This is a genomic window from Staphylococcus sp. HMSC069E10 (genome assembly GCF_001809205.1).
Classification (GTDB): Bacteria; Bacillota; Bacilli; order Staphylococcales; family Staphylococcaceae; genus Staphylococcus; species Staphylococcus hominis.
The window spans coordinates 32,959-51,034 of record NZ_KV796474.1; the positions used below are offsets into that span (position 1 = coordinate 32,959).

Consider the following 18,076-nt stretch of genomic DNA (forward strand, 5'->3'; position numbering starts at 1 on the left):
AGGTACGTATAACTTCTTACCTTTTCAAACCAGAAATTATAGATAACCTCTTTTTAACTTCTTATTTCATTTTCCCTAATTCGTTTAATTCTTAAATACTTTAATGATTTTCAGATAGCTCATCATTATAAATATCTTTAGGCGTACAAACTTCAATATGCTGTTTTAAATTTAAAAAGTTTGCAGGTAATTTACCACCATATTCTCCATCTACATTTAATTGCATATCTGTAAATGATGAAATATTAATTGATTTTGCTTTTTTATATATTACTTTAGGATGTTTGGTATGTTCACCTCTAGAAGCTAATGTCATGATATGGCCTAATTCAGCTAAGTTTGCTTTCTCAACGATAATTAAAGTATAATACCCATCATCTAACTTAGCATCAGGTACAAGTTTTTCAAAGCCTGCCATTGAATTGGTAAGCCCTAGTAAGAATAATAGTGCTTCTCCTTGGAATACCTCATTATCATATTCAATTCTCAAATCGACTGCCTTCATTTGCGGCAACATTTCGAAACCTTTTATATAATATGCAAAAGGTCCAACAATAGATTTTAAGCGACTAGGTGTTTCATAGGATACTTGCGTGAGCTTACCTCCAGCAGCTAAATTTATAAAATATCGGTTATTCATTTTTCCAATATCTACTTTTGTCGTATGACCTTTAATAATAACATCTACTGCACCCATAATATCATTTGGTAAATGTAAAGCTCGTCCAAAATCATTCACTGTACCCATAGGTATAATACCTAATTTAGGTCTATTGGGTTGTTCAGCAATTCCATTTACAACTTCATTTAAAGTGCCATCACCGCCAGCGGCTATAATAATATCATAGTTTTGTTCAAGTGCACGTTCCGCTTCAAGTGTAGCATCTCCTTCTCGTTCAGTTGCATAAGCACTTGTTTCATAACCTGCACGTTCTAATTTTATTAAAACATCTGGTAAAGTGCGTTTAAATAGCTCCTTTCCAGAAGTTGGATTATAAATGATTCTTGCTCGTTTTCTCATAAGTTATCCCTCTACTTTTTATTACATAACACTATATTAAATGATTTATGAATGAGTTAAAAGTATTTATACCCATTCTTTTAAATTTTTGTAGGTATCATTTTGTTGTACAATTGTTGTAATAAACTAACCGAAGTAAAGAATATCTCATTCTTTTGACACTAGGAACAAACTAAATACTTTGCTTATCTATCCTATTGAAATCCAATATCCTTTTCTTTAGAAATATGAATAAAAAACTGTTCACAATCTCAAACACTTTGTGAACAGTTTATCTTAAACTTATATTTAATACCTCATATGAGATGAGCTATTATCTTTTATCCAATTCTTGTTTTAATAATTGATTGACTTTTTGAGGATTAGCTTGACCTTTTGAAGCTTTCATAATTTGACCCACTAAGAAGCCCATAGCTTTGCCTTTACCATTTTTATAATCTTCAACAGATTGTGGATTATTATCTAAAGCTTCATTAACAAATTTTAATAGTGTAGCTTCATCTGAGATTTGAACTAAACCTTTATCTTCCATAATTTGTTTAGCATCTCCACCATTTTCAGCTAATTCTGGGAATACTTTTTTGGCAATTTTACTACTCATTGTTCCATCTTCAATAAGCTTAATCATTCCAGCAAGATTTTCAGGAGTTAATTTTGTATCTTCTAAATCTACTTGATTTTTATTAAGATATTCATTAACGCCACCCATCAACCAGTTAGATGTTAGTTTAACATCTGCGCCATGTTCAATCGCACCTTCAAAGAAATCAGACATTTCTTTAGTAAGGGTTAATACATGTGCATCATATTCAGGTAAGCCTAGTTCATTAACATATTTAGCTTTACGTTCGTCAGGCAATTCTGGAATGGTTTGTCGCACACGTTCTTTCCACTCATCATCGACATATAAAGGTACAATATCTGGTTCTGGGAAGTAACGATAATCATCAGAACCTTCTTTAACTCGCATTAAAATAGTTTTACCAGTAGATTCATCAAAACGACGTGTTTCTTGACCAATCGTACCACCGTTTAATAATTCTTCTTCTTGACGTTTTTCTTCGTATTCTAAACCTTTTCTAACATAGTTAAATGAGTTTAGATTTTTCAATTCAGTTTTAGTACCGAATTCTTTTTGACCGTAAGGACGTAATGAGATATTAGCGTCACAACGTAGTGAACCTTCTTCCATTTTACAATCAGATACACCAGTATATTGGATAATTGAACGTAATTTTTCTAAATAAGCATATGCTTCTTTAGGAGAACGAATATCTGGTTCAGATACAATCTCTATTAATGGTGTACCTTGACGGTTTAAGTCTACTAAAGAGTAACCATCTTTATGAGTTGATTTACCAGCATCTTCTTCCATATGAAGACGAGTAATACCAATACGTTTCGTTTCACCATCAACTTCAATATCAATATATCCATTTTCACCAATTGGTTGATCAAATTGAGAAATTTGATATGCTTTCGGATTATCTGGATAAAAATAGTTTTTGCGATCAAATTTAGAATTTGTAGCAATGTCCATGTTTAGAGCCATTGACGCACGCATCGCCCAATCTACTGCTCTTCTATTTACAACAGGTAAGACACCCGGATAAGCTAAATCAATAACATTAGTGTTTGAGTTAGGTTCAGCCCCAAAATGCGCTGGTGATGGAGAGAACATTTTTGAGTCTGTTTTTAATTCAACGTGAACTTCAAGTCCGATAACTGTTTCAAAATGCATTATTTCCACTCCTTATAATTTTTCGTATGCGTCGTGTAAGTTAAATTGTGTTTCATATTGATATGCCACACGATATAATGTTTTCTCATCAAATGGTTTACCAATAAATTGTAAACCTATTGGACGTCCGTTTGATTGGCCACATGGCACAGAAATGCCAGGTAAACCAGCTAAGTTAACAGGCGTAGTTAATAAGTCATTTGCATACATTGTTAAAGGATCATCAATTTCTTCGCCTAAATTAAACGCTGTTGTTGGAGCTGTAGGTCCTACAACAACATCATAATTTTCGAATACTTTATCGAAGTCATTTTTAATTAATGTTCTAACTTTTTGAGATTTATTATAAAATGCATCATAATAACCAGAACTTAATGCGAATGTACCTAAGAAGATACGACGTTTAACTTCGTCTCCAAAGCCTTCAGAACGAGACATTTTGTATAATTCTTCTAATGTTTGCGCTTCTTTTGAATGATAGCCATAACGAATACCATCGAAACGTGCTAAGTTTGCAGATGCTTCAGATGATGCAATTACATAATAAGAAGGAATACCATATTTAGTGTTTGGTAATGATACTTCATCAACTTCTGCACCAAGTGACTTTAATGTTTCTACTGCTTGTTTTACAGAGGTTTTTACTTCCTCACTAACACCTTCTCCTAAGTATTCTTTAGGAAGTGCAATTTTAAGACCTTTGATATCTTTACCAATTTCAGAAGTAAAATCAACGTCTTCAACCGGTGCACTTGTAGAGTCATTTTTGTCTGCACCTGCAATTGCTTCTAATACCATCGCATTATCTTTAACATTACGAGTGATTGGCCCAATTTGATCTAATGAAGATGCAAAAGCAACTAAACCAAAACGTGATACACGGCCATATGTAGGTTTCATACCTACTACACCACAATATGCAGCTGGTTGTCTGATTGATCCACCAGTATCAGACCCTAAACTAAATGGTACTAGTCCTGCTGCTACTGCTGCAGCTGAACCTCCAGAAGATCCTCCTGGAACTGCTTGATGATCGAATGGATTGACAGTTTTTTTGAAATAAGATGTTTCTGTAGAACCACCCATTGCAAATTCATCCATATTTAATTTGCCGATTAACACTGCATTTTCTTGATGTAATTTATTCATCACTGTTGATTCATAAATCGGTACAAAACCTTCTAACATTTTACTTGCACAAGTTGTTTCGACATCTTTAGTGATAATATTATCTTTAATTCCCATTGGGATTCCAAATAATTTACCTTCAAATTGATCTTTAGCTTGTAACTCATCTAATTCTTTAGCTTTTTTAATTGCATTTTCTTTATCCAAAGCTAAAAATGATTTAATTGTTGGATCTGTTTCTTCAATAGCATCATAAATATCTTTAACTACTTCAGAAGGTTTAATTTTTTTACTCTTAATCATTTCTGAAAGTGTTTCAACAGATTCATAACGAATACTCATCTTAAGCGTCCTCCTCATTCATGATAGCTGGTACTTTAAATTGACCGTCTTCTGTTTCTTTCGCATTTTTTAATGCAAGTTCTTGAGGAATACCCTCGATTGCTTTATCATCACGTAACACATTTTGTAAATCTAAGACATGATATGTTGGTTCCACACCTTCAGTATCTGCTGAATCATTTTGCTTTGCAAAATCTAAGATACTTTCAAGTGTATTAGCCATTTCTTCAGTTTCTTCAGGAGAAATTTGAAGTCTTGCTAAATGTGCTATATGTTCAACTTCTTCGCGTGTAACTTTAGTCATTATTAAAAAAGCCTCCTTATTACTCATTCATCATAAAATTGTATCAAATTTTCAGTTAAAAATCTAAATATTTATTATACTCAGTGTATTAACTATTCTTAGCAAAGTTAAGTATTAAAATAACTTTCTTATGTAACTCATTTATATAGTTATCTATAAATATACATTAATTTCTATTAATAATTTATTTATATTAACGTTATATAATAAAATGAATTATTTTTTATCTATACTATAATTCTTGTTAACGCTTATCATTATATTGAAATAAACTGTTATTTATAGATAAAATTTTACTTCTCTAATCTATAAATATCATTGTATAATATTACATGTAACTAATTTAAAAATCGTCATTTCTTTTTTCAGTACAATGTTGTTGAAAAATATAAATTTAAAAGTTTTAAAGGGGGTAATTACAATGTTTGTATTAGGTGCAAATTTAGGTACTCATGCTAACACAAGCTGGCAGACTTATATTATGATTGCAATCTATTTTATTATTCTGCTAGTGATTGGTTACTATGGTTATAAACAGGCAACCGGCAATTTAAGTGAGTATATGTTAGGTGGGAGAAATATAGGCCCATATATTACTGCTTTATCAGCCGGTGCTTCAGATATGAGTGGTTGGATGATTATGGGACTTCCAGGGTCAGTTTATAGCACAGGTTTATCGGCAATATGGATTACGATTGGTTTAACTATTGGTGCCTATGTTAACTATCTAGTTGTTGCACCAAGGCTTAGAGTATATACAGAAGTTGCTGGAGATGCAATTACGCTCCCTGATTTTTTCAAAAATCGTCTTAATGATAAACATAATATCATTAAAATTATTTCTGGTCTTATTATTGTTATTTTTTTCACTTTATATACGCACTCTGGCTTCGTTTCTGGAGGTAAATTATTCGAAAGCGCATTTGGATTAAATTATCATTGGGGACTTATTTCAGTCGCAATTATTGTCATTTTATATACCTTTTTCGGAGGATATTTAGCTGTTTCTATTACTGACTTTTTCCAAGGGGTTATCATGCTTATCGCAATGGTAATGGTACCAATAGTTGCTTTGATACAACTTAGTGGATGGGATACATTCCATCAAGTAGCTGAAATGAAACCAACTAATATGGATTTATTTAGAGGCACTACTTTTTTAGGTATGATTTCATTATTTGCATGGGGATTAGGTTATTTTGGTCAGCCTCATATTATTGTACGATTTATGTCTATTAAATCTCACAAACTTTTACCTAAAGCACGACGCTTAGGAATAAGTTGGATGATTGTAGGTTTACTTGGAGCTGTGGGTGTAGGGTTAACTGGAATTGCTTTTATTTCGAAAAATCATATTAAAATGGACGATCCAGAAACATTATTTATTATAATGAGCCAAGTTCTTTTCCATCCTTTAGTAGGTGGATTCTTACTTGCTGCCATTCTAGCTGCTATTATGAGTACAATTTCTTCACAATTATTAGTGACTTCAAGCTCACTTACAGAAGATTTCTATAAGCTCATTCGCGGTGAAGAACATGCTCAGTCACATCAAAAAGAATTTGTACTTGTAGGCAGATTATCTGTGTTAGCTGTGGCCATTGTAGCTCTTGCTATTGCTTGGTCTCCTAATGACACTATATTAAACCTAGTCGGAAATGCTTGGGCTGGTTTTGGTGCAGCGTTTAGTCCACTTGTTCTTTTTTCTTTATATTGGAAAAAACTAACACGTGCGGGTGCGATAAGTGGTATGATTGCTGGAGCTCTCGTAGTCATTATTTGGATTGTCTGGGTTAAACCACTTGCTAATATTAATGAACTATTTGGTATGTATGAAATTATACCTGGTTTTATTAGTAGTGTAATCGTTACATACCTTGTTAGCATCTTCACCTATAAATCAAACTATTCTATTGAACAACAGTTAAATCAAGTTAAAACCATTGTTCGCGAAAAATAAATTAATTTATTGAATATCAAAAAGAGGCTGTGACACGACGTGTCACAACCTCTTTTTGATTAATTACTATAAATATGGACTTGTGGGTCTTTGTCATCTTTTGTTTTACTAATAAGTGCTCTTGAATTGTTACCATCTTTTATACGAATTTCGTAACTATCTATATTATCAAAATATTTCTTAGCTTGTTCTGTTACATATTGTGTAATTCCTATTGTTTCAGCTTGACCATAGTAATCGATTGGCAAATCAATCACTAGTTTATTAGGTTTCTTATCTACAAATTTCACTTTTCCAATTGCTTGAGTAAAATTAGAGAAATAAGATTGAAGATCATCATTAAATTGCTTAAAATTATTATTTAGATTTTTGTCATATTTTTCTGCTTCTGTTGAAGGTAAAAGTGCTGAAATCTCATCAATTTTATTCCATTTATTAATTTTAGTTTGTTTGTCATCAACAGTAGTATTAGCAATAAAGTGTCCTGGCGTAATTGCATCTTGACTCGATTGAACATATATTGCAAAGTGAATTGGAATATTTTTCAAATCTTTATTTGCTCTAAGGCGTGTAAGTAACTCTTGAGCCATTGCTTTACCTTGTTTTTCAATTTCTTTATTATCTAGCGATTTGCTATATGTTTCTCCATCTTTTTCTTTTTGATAATAATAGACACTATTCATAGCAAGACCAATTGTTATGCCTTTAATTGTTTTTCCTTTTGTATCATTTGTATCATAAAAATCTTGTTCTAAGATATTAGATAAATAAGCAGGAGAACTTTCTGCTATTTTTTCTGGTTTAGTTTCTCCATCATGTGATGGATTAAGACCTAAATTTTCAGTAGCTTTTTTTGATTCCTTTTCACTTTCACTCATATTATCAATTTCGTCTTTAGAATACTTGGGATTTAAATATGCGTTAACTGTATTTTTGTCTAAATACTGCCCATCTTGATATAAAAAATTATCAGTTGGAAATACAGACTTACTTAGATGTAATAAACCATTTTCGAAATCTTCACCGTTATAGCTATTAGCCATATTATCTTGTAATACTCCACGAGCTTGGCTTTCTTTAAATGGTAAGATTGTACGATAATTATCTCCTTGAACTTCTTGATCAGTGGCAACTGTTTTTACATTATTTGAATTTTGTTCTTGTTGCTTATTATTTGACTGACTATTTTTATCATTCCCATTGCCACACGCTGTCAATATCATAAGCGACGTTATAACTAATAATAATAACCGCTTCATTACGTTCTCCTCTATTCTGATATTTCATTTTGTTTTTCAATAAATTGTGATTCGGACCATATTTCTGTACCAAATTGTTCAGCTTTAGACAATTTTGAGCCAGCATCTTCACCAGCTATTACTAAATCTGTACTTTTAGTTACACTACTTGTTACTTTAGCACCTTGCATTTCTAACCATGTTGTTGCTTCTTTACGTGTCATTTGTTGTAATTTTCCAGTAAGAACAATAGTCTTATTTTGAAATTCTGGATGTCCTTCAATTTCAGAGGATTTAACACCTTTATATGTCATGTTGACATTTTTATCTTTTAATTTTTCAATAAGTGCTTTAATATCCTCATTATCTAGATACGTTACTACAGATTGTGCTAATTTATCTCCAATATCATGAATCGCTATCAGTTCTTCTTCTGTTACTTTAAGTAAACGATCCATGGTTTCAAATTTCTCTGCTAAAATTTGACTTGCTTTGGCGCCAAGATGTCGTATACCTAAACCAAATAATAAATGTTCTAAAGAATTTTGTTTTGCATGTTCAATAGCGCTTAATAAGTTTTCTACTTTTTTTGTACCCATTCGTTCTAAAGGCAATAAATCTTCTTTAGTTAAATAGAAAATATCACCTACATCTTTAATAAGTTGATGATGATACAGTTGCTGAATAATTTTATTTCCTAGTCCGTCTATATTCATCGCTTGTCGAGAAACAAAATGAATCAATCCTTCCACAAGTTGAGCTTGGCATTTTGGATTGATACATCTAAGCGCAACCTCTCCTTCAATACGCACTAATTCATGACCACAACTTGGACAATGCGTTGGCATACGGTATGGTTTTGCATCATTTGGACGACGGTCAATAATACTTCTTACGACTTCAGGAATAATATCTCCAGCTTTTTTCACTATAACGCTATCACCGATTCTAATATCACGTTCTTTAATTAAATCTTCATTATGAAGCGATGCTCTTGAAACTGTAGTACCCGCAACACGAATAGGTTCTAAAATGGCTGTCGGTGTAACGACGCCAGTACGTCCTATACTTAATTCAATATCTTTAAGTTCTGTGACAACTTCTTCGGCTGGAAACTTATAAGCTATTGCCCAACGTGGAGATTTTTGAGTAAATCCCATTTCGTCTTGTTGATCAAGATCATTCACTTTAATAACAATTCCATCAATATCATAAGATAACTGTTCACGTTGTTTAGTCCACTTTTTAATATATTCTAGTACACCCTCTATATCTTCTACGCGTGCACGTTCATGATTAGTTTTAAAACCTAAACGATCTAATTCATCTAATGCATCACTTTGAGTAGTAGCGTTAAAATCTGTAAAATCATTTACACTATATAAAAAGACACTTAGTTTACGTTTAGCAGCTAATTTAGGATCTAATTGTCTTAAAGAACCTGCTGCTGCATTACGTGGATTAGCAAATGGTTGTTCTTCATTTTTTTCTCTCTCATCATTCAATCTCATAAAGGAACGACGTGGCATATATGCTTCTCCACGAACTTCGACATTTAAAGGTTCTTTAATTTTAAGAGGAATCGCATGAATAGTACGTAGATTTTCTGTAATATCTTCTCCTGTGGTACCATCTCCTCGCGTTAATCCCTGCACAAATCGTCCATCTTCATACTTTAAAGAAACTGCTAAACCATCAATTTTTAGCTCACACATATATTCCACTTTACCAATATGTTCTCGAATACGTTCATCAAAACGTCTTAGTTCTTCTTCATTAAAAGCATTACCTAAACTAAGCATAGGTGTTTCGTGATTTACTTTTTCAAATGATGATTGAGCTTCTCCACCAACCCTAACTGTTGGAGAATCGTCAGTTTTTAGTTCAGGATGTGCATTTTCAATGTCAATTAATTCACGTAATAATTTGTCATATTCACTATCAGGTACAGAAGGATTATCTTTTATATAATATTCGTAACTATATTGATTTAATAAATCATGCAGTTCATTGACACGATTTTGAATGTTATCCATTTACTAATCCTCCTTTTTTTCGATAGGCGCAAATTGAGCTAATAAACGCTTAGGACCTTCAGATTTAAATATAATATCTAATTCAACAGAGCCATTTTTTTCACTTACATTACTCACCATACCTTCGCCCCATGATTTATGTGTCACTTTATCTCCTACCTTCCAATCTGAAGCAGATACTTGTTTTTTAGTAGAAGTCGTACGTTTACTAAAACCACGTTTTGACGATGTAGTTGACTTAGAAGTGATTGTTTGTCGTTTTGATTTTGCTGGTGTTTCTAATAATTCTTCAGGAATTTCTTTTAAGAAGCGTGATGGTAGATTTGCTTGTGAACGTCCAAATAACATACGAGAAGTTGCATGTGTAATATATAACACTTCTTCTGCACGTGTGATGGCTACATAACAAATTCGTCTTTCTTCTTCCATCTCATGTTCGTCATCACTTTTAATTGCTCTAATATGAGGGAAAAGTGATTCTTCCATACCCATTAAGAATACAATTGGGAACTCTAATCCCTTTGCAGAATGCATGGTCATTAACGTTACACCACTATCAATTTGTGCTTCATCAATATCTGCGACAAGTGATAAATCAGTTAAAAAGTTAATCAATGATTGTTCTTCTAAAGGTGTATCTTTTTCATAGTCTTTAGGTACAGACATAAATTCATCAATATTTTCAAGACGACTACGTGATTCAATTGTTTGTTCATGTTCTAACATTTGACGATATCCTGATTTTTCAAGTATTTCCTCAACAATCTCACTAATTTCTAAAAATTCTTGTTCTTTAATTAAGTTTTGAACCATTTCATAAAATTGTATACATTCTTGAGTTACTTTTTTAGAGAGCCCTATAAAATCCACTTCTCCTAATGCATCAAACATACTAATATTGTTATCTAGTGCATATCGTTGAATTTTATCAACTGATGATGGTCCTATCCCTCTTTTAGGAACATTAATAATTCTTTGAAGACTAATATCATCATTACTATTTGCTACTATTCTTAAATAACTTAATAGATCTTTGATTTCTTTACGATCATAGAACTTTTGGCCTCCAACCATCGTATAAGGAATATTTGATTTCATAAATGTTTCTTCTAACACACGTGATTGTGCATTTGTTCGATACAAAATTGCCATATCATTATAGTCTTTTCCAGACTTACGATGTTTAATAATTTCACGAACTACATATTCTGCTTCGTCACGTTCAGTCATCGCTTCATAATATTTAATCTTTTCTCCACCATTATTTGCAGTCCATAACCCTTTAGGCTTCCGTTCAGTATTATGTTTAATCACTTCATTTGCAGCTGTTAAAATGGTTTTTGTTGATCGATAATTTTGTTCTAGGAAAATGGTCTTTGCTTCAGGATAGTCTTCCTCGAAAGATAATATATTTTGAATATCTGCACCACGCCATCCATATATTGATTGATCAGAATCACCTACAACACATAAATTTTTAAATTTACTTGCAAGTAATTTAACAAGTGTATATTGTGCTTTATTTGTATCTTGATACTCATCTACATGGATGTATTGAAATTTATTTTGATAGTATTCTAATGCATCTGGTACACGTTCAAATAAACGAATCGTTTTCATGATTAAATCATCAAAATCCAATGCTTCATTTCTAGACAGTTGACGTTGATATCCACTATATACTGTTGCAACCATTTGTGAATGAAAATCATTTGCTTCTTTCATCGCATCTTCGGGCGTTTTCAATTCATTTTTTAAATTACTGATGGCACCAATAAACATTCTCGGTTCAAAACGTTTACTATCAATATTTTCATTTTTAAGTACATCTTTAATTACAGATTTTTGATCAGTTGGATCAATAATGGTAAAGTTGCGTTCAATTCCAATACGATCTGCATCTCTTCTTAAAATCTTTACACACATTGAATGGAACGTTGACATCCAAATCACTTGAGCTTCTTCACCAACCAAGTGTTCCACACGCTCTTTCATTTCTTTTGCAGCTTTATTAGTAAAGGTAATAGCTAAAATGTTATACGGAGACACATCTTTTTCATCTAATAAGTAGGCTATGCGATGTGTTAACACCCTTGTTTTACCTGAACCTGCGCCAGCCATGATAAGCAGAGGACCTTCTGTCGTTCTAACTGCTTCACTTTGTTCTTTATTCATATTACTTACTAGAGCATTCATTATTTCGACTCCTTCTTTATTTTTACAGTTTTTAAAGCTTTTTTAATATCTGAGTATATAATATTACCTACAATAATTGTATCGGCATAGTTTTTCATTTCTTTAGCTTCAGTTAAAGAACTAATACCGCCACCATAAAATAATTGTGTATGGGTTAACATTTGGGAAGCGGCTTTTACAATATCTTTATCTCCATATGTACCACTATATTCTAAATACAAAATTGGCAACTTATACATTTCTTCAACGAGTTGAGCATAAGCTTCAATATCTTCAACATCTAACTGAGTATTTGATTGTGTCAGTTTGGCTACTTTACTATCTGGATTAAGAACGACATACCCTTCAAGCATCACTTCTTCAAAATTAATCATATGACCATATTGTTTTAATGCTTTATGAAGCAAACCATTATGATACGTCACATCATTACTATTTAATATTGAAGGTATAAAATAAAAGTCAAAGCCAGGCATTACGCTATCTAAATTTGAAACCTCTAGTACTAAAGGTAATGGATATCTTCTAACTCTACTCATAAGATGAATGACATTATCTTCAGTTACATCGTCTGTCCCACCAATCATGATGGCATCAGTATCTGACATACATAAGGCTTCTAAATTTTCGTCGCTAATCTCTTTGGCAGGATCAAGTTTAAATACATGCTGCCACTTTCTAATGTCATACATTATCCATAACTCCTTCTTTTAACATACACTAAATTATAGCATTTTTACCTTTGCAATTCTAAATCAATACACTAAGTTTATACTAGTATAAATTGTAAAAATTATATTCACAAAAAAGAGACAATTGCTATTTTTAGCTAAGCAATTGTCTCTCTTTATTTATTCTTTTGTTTCAACATTTAATCTATCTAAAATCATTGTATACGCATCATTACCCCATTGCAGTGAGCGTTTAACTCTAGATATCGTAGCTGTTGATGCACCAGATTTCTTTTCTATAGTTGCATAAGTAAAACCTTGCTTTATCATTTTAGCAACTTGAAGTCTTTGAGATAAAGATTGAATTTCATTGACTGTACATAAATCATCAAAGAATTGATAACATTCTTCTCTATCTTTAAGTGTTAAGATAGCATCAAATAATTCATCCAATGCTTCTCCTCTTAATTTTTCAATTTGCATCTCAAGCAACCCCTATTTTCAAATTAAATATAACTATATTTTAACGCATTAATTAATTAAAGTGTAGTTATTTCAATTGAAAATACTAAAACTATATTAGTAAACTATTCTAAATTAGCACGTTTAAAAATGGTATCAACTTGGTTCAAATGATGTTTTGGATCAAAACACTCGTCTAATTCTTCTTTAGATAAAACATTTGTAATGGTTGAATCTTGTTCTATAAGTTCACGGAAAGGTGTTTTAGTTTCCCAAGATTTCATTGCTTTAGGTTGTACTTTATCGTATGCTTCTTCACGAACCATACCTTTATTAATCAATGCAAGTAAAACGCGTTGTGAGAAAATAAGACCAAATGTTTTATTGATATTATTTCTCATATTATCTTCAAATACTGTTAAACGGTCGATAATATTAGTAAATCTATTTAAAGCATAATCTAATACAATTGTTACATCTGGTAACATAATTCGCTCTGCAGAAGAATGAGAAATGTCTCGTTCATGCCATAATGGGACATTTTCATAAGCAGTCGTAATATAACCACGAATCACTCTTGAAATACCTGTAATATTTTCTGAACCGATTGGATTACGTTTATGCGGCATTGCTGATGATCCTTTTTGACCTTTTGCAAATGCTTCTTCAACTTCTCTCGTTTCAGTTTTTTGTAAATTACGAACTTCTACAGCAAATTTTTCTAATGATGTCGCAATTAACGCTAAAGTTGCAATGTAATAAGCATGACGATCACGTTGAAGTGTTTGAGTTGATACAGGGGCTGTGTCAATTCCGAGATGTTTACAAACGTAACTTTCAATTTCAGGAGGGATATTGGCAAATGTTCCTACTGCACCACTCATTTTCCCAACTTCAATTTCTTTACGTACCTCTTTAAAACGTTTTAAATTACGTTTCATTTCTGTATACCATAATGCCATTTTTACGCCAAAAGTAGTTGGCTCAGCATGAACACCGTGTGTACGACCCATCATTAATGTATATTTGTATTTTTTAGCTTTTTCTTCAAGTACTTTAATAAAGCGTTCAATATCTTTTTCAATAATTTCATTAGCTTGTTTAATTACATAACTTAATGCAGTATCTACAACATCTGTAGAAGTTAATCCATAATGAACCCATTTACGTTCTTCTCCAAGTGTTTCAGATACTTGTCTTGTAAATGCTACTACATCATGACGTGTTTCTTGTTCAATTTCTTTTGCACGATTGACATCAACTTTAGCATTTTCACGAATTTTTTTTACGTCGTCCTTAGGAATATACCCTAATTCGCTCCAGGCTTCACAAGCAAGAATCTCAACTTCTAACCATGCTTCATATCTATTTTGGTCTGTCCAAATACTAGACATTTCTTCTCTTGAATAACGTTCAATCATTATTAAACTCCTATCTTATGTAATTATTTTTATAAAAAGCTGTACATTAAATCGATTTTAAGTAAAATAGTTCGTATTTAACTCTATATTTATAGTTTAACAGATTCTATACTAAAAGTATAAAGATTTTTTATTCTAATTGAATATAGGTTTACGAACTTTATAAAAATATTAAAAGGTCTCTGACTTCTAAAGTGTCAAAGACCTATATATGAGCAGTTATTAAATGTCGTTTTCGATTTTCTTACCAACAAATTGAATATCTTGTCGTAATATCTTTATATTTCCTTGTTTATCTTCAAAGTACACAGGTTTTTCAATACGTCTGACTGGCATGTATCCTTCTTTTCTCATACGTGCAATACAATCTGAAATAGTTTCATTTTCATTTACCTTGAACTTCACTATGTTCCACAACACTTTCTATTTCTTCTACTTCATATGCTTTTACTTTCTTAGTTCGAACACCTTTAGTCCAGAATCCACCGTGAATGGCTCTAGGTTCATACGCAATGATAAATGCTTTTTCATCTAAACTACGAACAGTTTCCATTAATTTTCGTTCATAACGTCTAGGTGTTAAAATTTGCATTACCATTCGACTTCCATCTCTACCATGTGCTTCATAGTGAGTAACACCATAACCTAAATTTCGTAACTCTTTAGGTAAATCGAGCTCATATTCTGAAGATGTTACGTTTACAACTGTATAGCCTAACGCAAGTTTTTCTTCAATTTTCATTCCAACAATGATACCTATTGAGAATCCAAAGGCATATGCAATAATATTTTGAATTTGATCTAAACTAGACATCACTAGCCCTAATCCAACAACATATATTAAAACTTCAAAAAAACTTACTACTGCTGCCATATAACGATATCCTTTTAACGTTAAAATTGTGCGCATTGTAAGAAATGTAACATAAAAAACGTTAATGATGAATATCGCTAATACCATTATCCATGGATTTGACGTTATTACTGACATATTATTCCTCATTTCATTTAACTAAAATTCGAAATAATTTTATCAGTCACAAATAATTTTGTCACTAAAAACTAATAGTAATTAAATCATTTAATTATTAACGTATTCATTTATTCTTTTGCATGTGAATGTTTAGGCCAAGTATAGCGAGTATATGCCAATTCTCTTTTATGTGCATTTTTAACATAATGATTCTCTATCGTTGTTTTTGCATCACTTGGTACTTCTTTGCCCTCTAAGTAGTCATCAATTTGATTATAAGTTACCCCTAATGCTTCCTCATCAGGTAATTGAGGTTTATCATCTTCTAAATCAGCAGTAGGCACTTTTTCATATAAATGTGATGGCGCTTCTAAATATTCCAAAAGCTGTCTACCTTGGCGTTTATCCAGTCCAAAAATAGGTGCAATATCAGCAGCACCATCACCGTATTTAGTATAAAAACCTGTGATATTTTCAGCTGAATGGTCCGTTCCTATAACAATACCACTACGATTTGAAGCAATAGAAAATTGTACTTTCATGCGCTCTCTTGCTTTTTCATTTCCTCTTTGGAAGTCTGTAAGTTCAATACCCGCTTCTTTCAATGATGCTACACTTTGATCTACTGCCGGTTTAATATTAACTGTAATCACTTCATCAGGTTGAATAAAATGAAGTGCATCTTCTACTTCATCAGCATCCTTTTGTTTACCATAGGGAAGTTTAACTGCTATAAATTGGCATTCTCTTCCTTCTTTACGGAGTTCTTCAACTGCTAATTGCGCTAATTTACCAGTGAGTGTAGAATCTTGACCACCAGATATACCAAGTACTAATGACTTAATAAATGTATGTGATTGAACATAATTTTTAATGAATTGGATAATCTCACGAATTTCTTGTTGACTATCAATATGTTTCTTTACTTTCATTTCTTTTACTACGATATCTTGTAAATTAGTCATTGTCTTCCTCCATTTCCTTAACATGTTCTGTCACTTCAAGAATGCGCTTTTGTTTATTATTCCAACAACTTGTGCTTAAATCTACTGGATATTCTTGTGGATTTAAATAACGTTTATTTTCTTCCCACAATTGTGATAATGATTGTTTTAAATAATCTTGAGTTTCTTTTTCACTTGGTAAGTCATAAACTAACTTACCATTTTCGAAAATTGAATGATGTAAATCAACCGCTTCAAAATGCTTAACATGTTTCATTTTATAAGTATGAACTGGATGGAACATCTTTAATGGTTTTTCTTTATTAGGATTTTCATGTTCAAGCGTGATATAGTCACCTTCAGCCTTGCCAGTTTTAGTATTAATAATACGATATACTTTTTTCTTACCAGGCGTAGTAACTTTTTCCGCATTATTTGATAGCTTGATACGATCTACATATTCACCTTCATTATTTTCAACAGCGACAAGCTTATAAACTGCTCCTAAGGCTGGTTGATCATAACCCGTGATCAATTTAGTCCCTACACCCCAAGAATCTACTTTTGCACCCTGTGCCTTTAAACTGGTAATTGTTTGCTCATCTAAATCATTTGAAGCAATGATTTTTGCGTCTTTAAAGCCTGCATCATCAAGCATACGACGAGCTTTTTTCGATAAATATGCAATGTCACCAGAATCTAATCTTATACCTATAAAATTAATGGAATCTCCTAATTCTTTTGCAACTTTAATTGCAGTTGGTACCCCTGATTTTAAAGTGTGGAACGTGTCTACTAAAAACACACAATTTTTATGTCGTTCTGCATAAATCTTAAATGCTTTATACTCATCACCATATGTTTGAACTAGTGCATGAGCATGAGTTCCAGAAACTGGAATACCAAATAATTTACCTGCTCGGACATTACTTGTTGAATCAAACCCACCAATATATGCCGCACGTGCTCCCCAAACTGCAGCATCTATTTCTTGTGCACGTCGTGTACCAAATTCCATTAACGTATCTTGTGGTGCAACTTGACGAATTCTACTAGCTTTCGTTGTAATAAGCGTATGAAAATTTACAATATTAAGTAAAATTGTTTCAATAAGTTGAGCTTGAATTAGTGGCGCTTCTACTCGTAATAATGGTTCATTCCCAAAACACAATTCCCCTTCTTGCATTGCGCGAATATTCCCTGTAAATTTCAAATTTTTAAGATATTTTAAAAAGTCATTTTTATATCCTATTGATTGTAAATATTCGATATCAGAATCACTAAAATGGAAGTTTTCTATAAATTGAATCATTCTTTTCAACCCATTAAAAACAGCATATCCACTTCCAAATGGCATATTTCTGAAATACAAATCAAACACTGCATTTCTTTCATGAATACCATCATTCCAGTAACTTTCTGCCATATTTATTTGATATAAGTCATTATGTAACATTAAACTATCATCTTCGTAACGATACACCCTCATCTCTCCTAACAACCTTTTTGTATATTTTATCACAATTCAATAATAGTGAGTATTTTCGATAATAGTCTTTAATTTAAAAATTAATTTTTTTAATTCGACAAATTCATGACATAAGTATTTATTGTATGTGTTATATTAGTTACTCGCTTA

General features: G+C 32.0%; 15 protein-coding genes. 1 reads left to right on the top strand and 14 read right to left on the bottom strand.

The features are described from left to right. Positions 1-100: 100 nt before the first annotated feature. The 4 genes from HMPREF2561_RS03510 to gatC all read right to left on the bottom strand — a co-directional run bounded on the left by HMPREF2561_RS03510 (position 101) and on the right by gatC (position 4,536). Positions 101-1,021 carry a diacylglycerol kinase gene (locus HMPREF2561_RS03510; protein ID WP_048761651.1) on the bottom strand — a complete coding sequence of 307 codons (921 nt, stop codon included), beginning with the start codon at positions 1,019-1,021 and terminating at the stop codon, positions 101-103. Between the two features lie 313 nt (positions 1,022-1,334). Continuing rightward, entirely contained in the window at positions 1,335-2,762 is a 1,428-nt protein-coding gene (gene gatB, locus HMPREF2561_RS03515) for an Asp-tRNA(Asn)/Glu-tRNA(Gln) amidotransferase subunit GatB (protein WP_017175240.1), read from the bottom strand. 12 nt (positions 2,763-2,774) lie between these two features. Next, positions 2,775-4,232, bottom strand: coding sequence for an Asp-tRNA(Asn)/Glu-tRNA(Gln) amidotransferase subunit GatA (gene gatA, locus HMPREF2561_RS03520; protein ID WP_048761656.1), 1,458 nt, complete (start codon positions 4,230-4,232; stop codon positions 2,775-2,777). Position 4,233: 1 nt separating this feature from the next. Then, entirely contained in the window at positions 4,234-4,536 is a 303-nt protein-coding gene (gene gatC / locus HMPREF2561_RS03525) for an Asp-tRNA(Asn)/Glu-tRNA(Gln) amidotransferase subunit GatC (protein WP_002450027.1), read from the bottom strand. Positions 4,537-4,957: 421 nt separating this feature from the next. Between gatC and putP the strand changes: the two genes are divergently transcribed. Further along, positions 4,958-6,496, top strand: a complete 1,539-nt coding sequence (gene putP / locus HMPREF2561_RS03530; RefSeq protein WP_017175242.1) for a sodium/proline symporter PutP — start codon at positions 4,958-4,960, stop codon at positions 6,494-6,496. Between the two features lie 59 nt (positions 6,497-6,555). On the opposite strand, the gene HMPREF2561_RS03535 is transcribed toward putP, so the two are convergent. The 10 genes from HMPREF2561_RS03535 to HMPREF2561_RS03580 all read right to left on the bottom strand — a co-directional run bounded on the left by HMPREF2561_RS03535 (position 6,556) and on the right by HMPREF2561_RS03580 (position 17,920). After that, a complete protein-coding gene (locus HMPREF2561_RS03535) occupies positions 6,556-7,755 on the bottom strand; it encodes a CamS family sex pheromone protein (protein ID WP_017175243.1) in 1,200 nt (399 codons plus the stop codon). An 11-nt stretch (positions 7,756-7,766) separates the two neighbouring features. Next, positions 7,767-9,770 (bottom strand): NAD-dependent DNA ligase LigA, encoded by a 2,004-nt coding sequence (gene ligA, locus HMPREF2561_RS03540; protein WP_017175244.1) that lies wholly within the window; start codon positions 9,768-9,770, stop codon positions 7,767-7,769. 3 nt (positions 9,771-9,773) lie between these two features. Further along, the gene (pcrA, locus tag HMPREF2561_RS03545) at positions 9,774-11,966 is read right to left on the bottom strand and encodes a DNA helicase PcrA (protein ID WP_037541687.1); all 2,193 of its coding nucleotides are present in this window, start codon (positions 11,964-11,966) and stop codon (positions 9,774-9,776) included. Next, entirely contained in the window at positions 11,966-12,658 is a 693-nt protein-coding gene (locus HMPREF2561_RS03550) for a heptaprenylglyceryl phosphate synthase (RefSeq protein WP_017175246.1), read from the bottom strand. The genes pcrA and HMPREF2561_RS03550 overlap by 1 nt, the downstream gene beginning before the upstream one ends. A 159-nt stretch (positions 12,659-12,817) precedes the next feature. Then, positions 12,818-13,120, bottom strand: coding sequence for a YerC/YecD family TrpR-related protein (locus HMPREF2561_RS03555; RefSeq protein ID WP_017175247.1), 303 nt, complete (start codon positions 13,118-13,120; stop codon positions 12,818-12,820). A 104-nt stretch (positions 13,121-13,224) separates the two neighbouring features. Continuing rightward, on the bottom strand, positions 13,225-14,520 hold the full coding sequence (gene purB, locus HMPREF2561_RS03560; RefSeq protein ID WP_017175248.1) for an adenylosuccinate lyase: 1,296 nt from the start codon (positions 14,518-14,520) through the stop codon (positions 13,225-13,227). Between the two features lie 222 nt (positions 14,521-14,742). After that, entirely contained in the window at positions 14,743-14,925 is a 183-nt protein-coding gene (locus HMPREF2561_RS03565; RefSeq protein ID WP_002455112.1) for an NETI motif-containing protein, read from the bottom strand. Then, a complete protein-coding gene (locus HMPREF2561_RS03570; protein WP_017175249.1) occupies positions 14,906-15,511 on the bottom strand; it encodes a DUF2179 domain-containing protein in 606 nt (201 codons plus the stop codon). Before HMPREF2561_RS03570 ends, HMPREF2561_RS03565 begins: the two co-directional genes overlap by 20 nt. Positions 15,512-15,621: 110 nt before the next feature. Further along, positions 15,622-16,458 carry an ammonia-dependent NAD(+) synthetase gene (nadE, locus tag HMPREF2561_RS03575; protein WP_017175250.1) on the bottom strand — a complete coding sequence of 279 codons (837 nt, stop codon included), beginning with the start codon at positions 16,456-16,458 and terminating at the stop codon, positions 15,622-15,624. Then, entirely contained in the window at positions 16,451-17,920 is a 1,470-nt protein-coding gene (locus tag HMPREF2561_RS03580) for a nicotinate phosphoribosyltransferase (protein ID WP_049420018.1), read from the bottom strand. The genes nadE and HMPREF2561_RS03580 overlap by 8 nt, the downstream gene beginning before the upstream one ends. Positions 17,921-18,076: the final 156 nt, after the last annotated feature.

Bases quoted from the DNA above. Each gene is read 5' to 3' on its own strand.
- ligA (WP_017175244.1), bottom strand. From the start codon at position 9,770: ATGGATAACATTCAAAATCGTGTCAATGAACTGCATGATTTATTAAAT.
- HMPREF2561_RS03555 (WP_017175247.1), bottom strand. From the start codon at position 13,120: ATGCAAATTGAAAAATTAAGAGGAGAAGCATTGGATGAATTATTTGAT.
- nadE (WP_017175250.1), bottom strand. From the start codon at position 16,458: ATGACTAATTTACAAGATATCGTAGTAAAAGAAATGAAAGTAAAGAAA.
- pcrA (WP_037541687.1), bottom strand. From the start codon at position 11,966: ATGAATGCTCTAGTAAGTAATATGAATAAAGAACAAAGTGAAGCAGTT.
- purB (WP_017175248.1), bottom strand. From the start codon at position 14,520: ATGATTGAACGTTATTCAAGAGAAGAAATGTCTAGTATTTGGACAGAC.
- HMPREF2561_RS03570 (WP_017175249.1), bottom strand. From the start codon at position 15,511: ATGTCAGTAATAACGTCAAATCCATGGATAATGGTATTAGCGATATTC.
- HMPREF2561_RS03510 (WP_048761651.1), bottom strand. From the start codon at position 1,021: ATGAGAAAACGAGCAAGAATCATTTATAATCCAACTTCTGGAAAGGAG.
- HMPREF2561_RS03535 (WP_017175243.1), bottom strand. From the start codon at position 7,755: ATGAAGCGGTTATTATTATTAGTTATAACGTCGCTTATGATATTGACA.
- gatB (WP_017175240.1), bottom strand. From the start codon at position 2,762: ATGCATTTTGAAACAGTTATCGGACTTGAAGTTCACGTTGAATTAAAA.
- HMPREF2561_RS03550 (WP_017175246.1), bottom strand. From the start codon at position 12,658: ATGTATGACATTAGAAAGTGGCAGCATGTATTTAAACTTGATCCTGCC.
- gatA (WP_048761656.1), bottom strand. From the start codon at position 4,232: ATGAGTATTCGTTATGAATCTGTTGAAACACTTTCAGAAATGATTAAG.
- gatC (WP_002450027.1), bottom strand. From the start codon at position 4,536: ATGACTAAAGTTACACGCGAAGAAGTTGAACATATAGCACATTTAGCA.
- putP (WP_017175242.1), top strand. From the start codon at position 4,958: ATGTTTGTATTAGGTGCAAATTTAGGTACTCATGCTAACACAAGCTGG.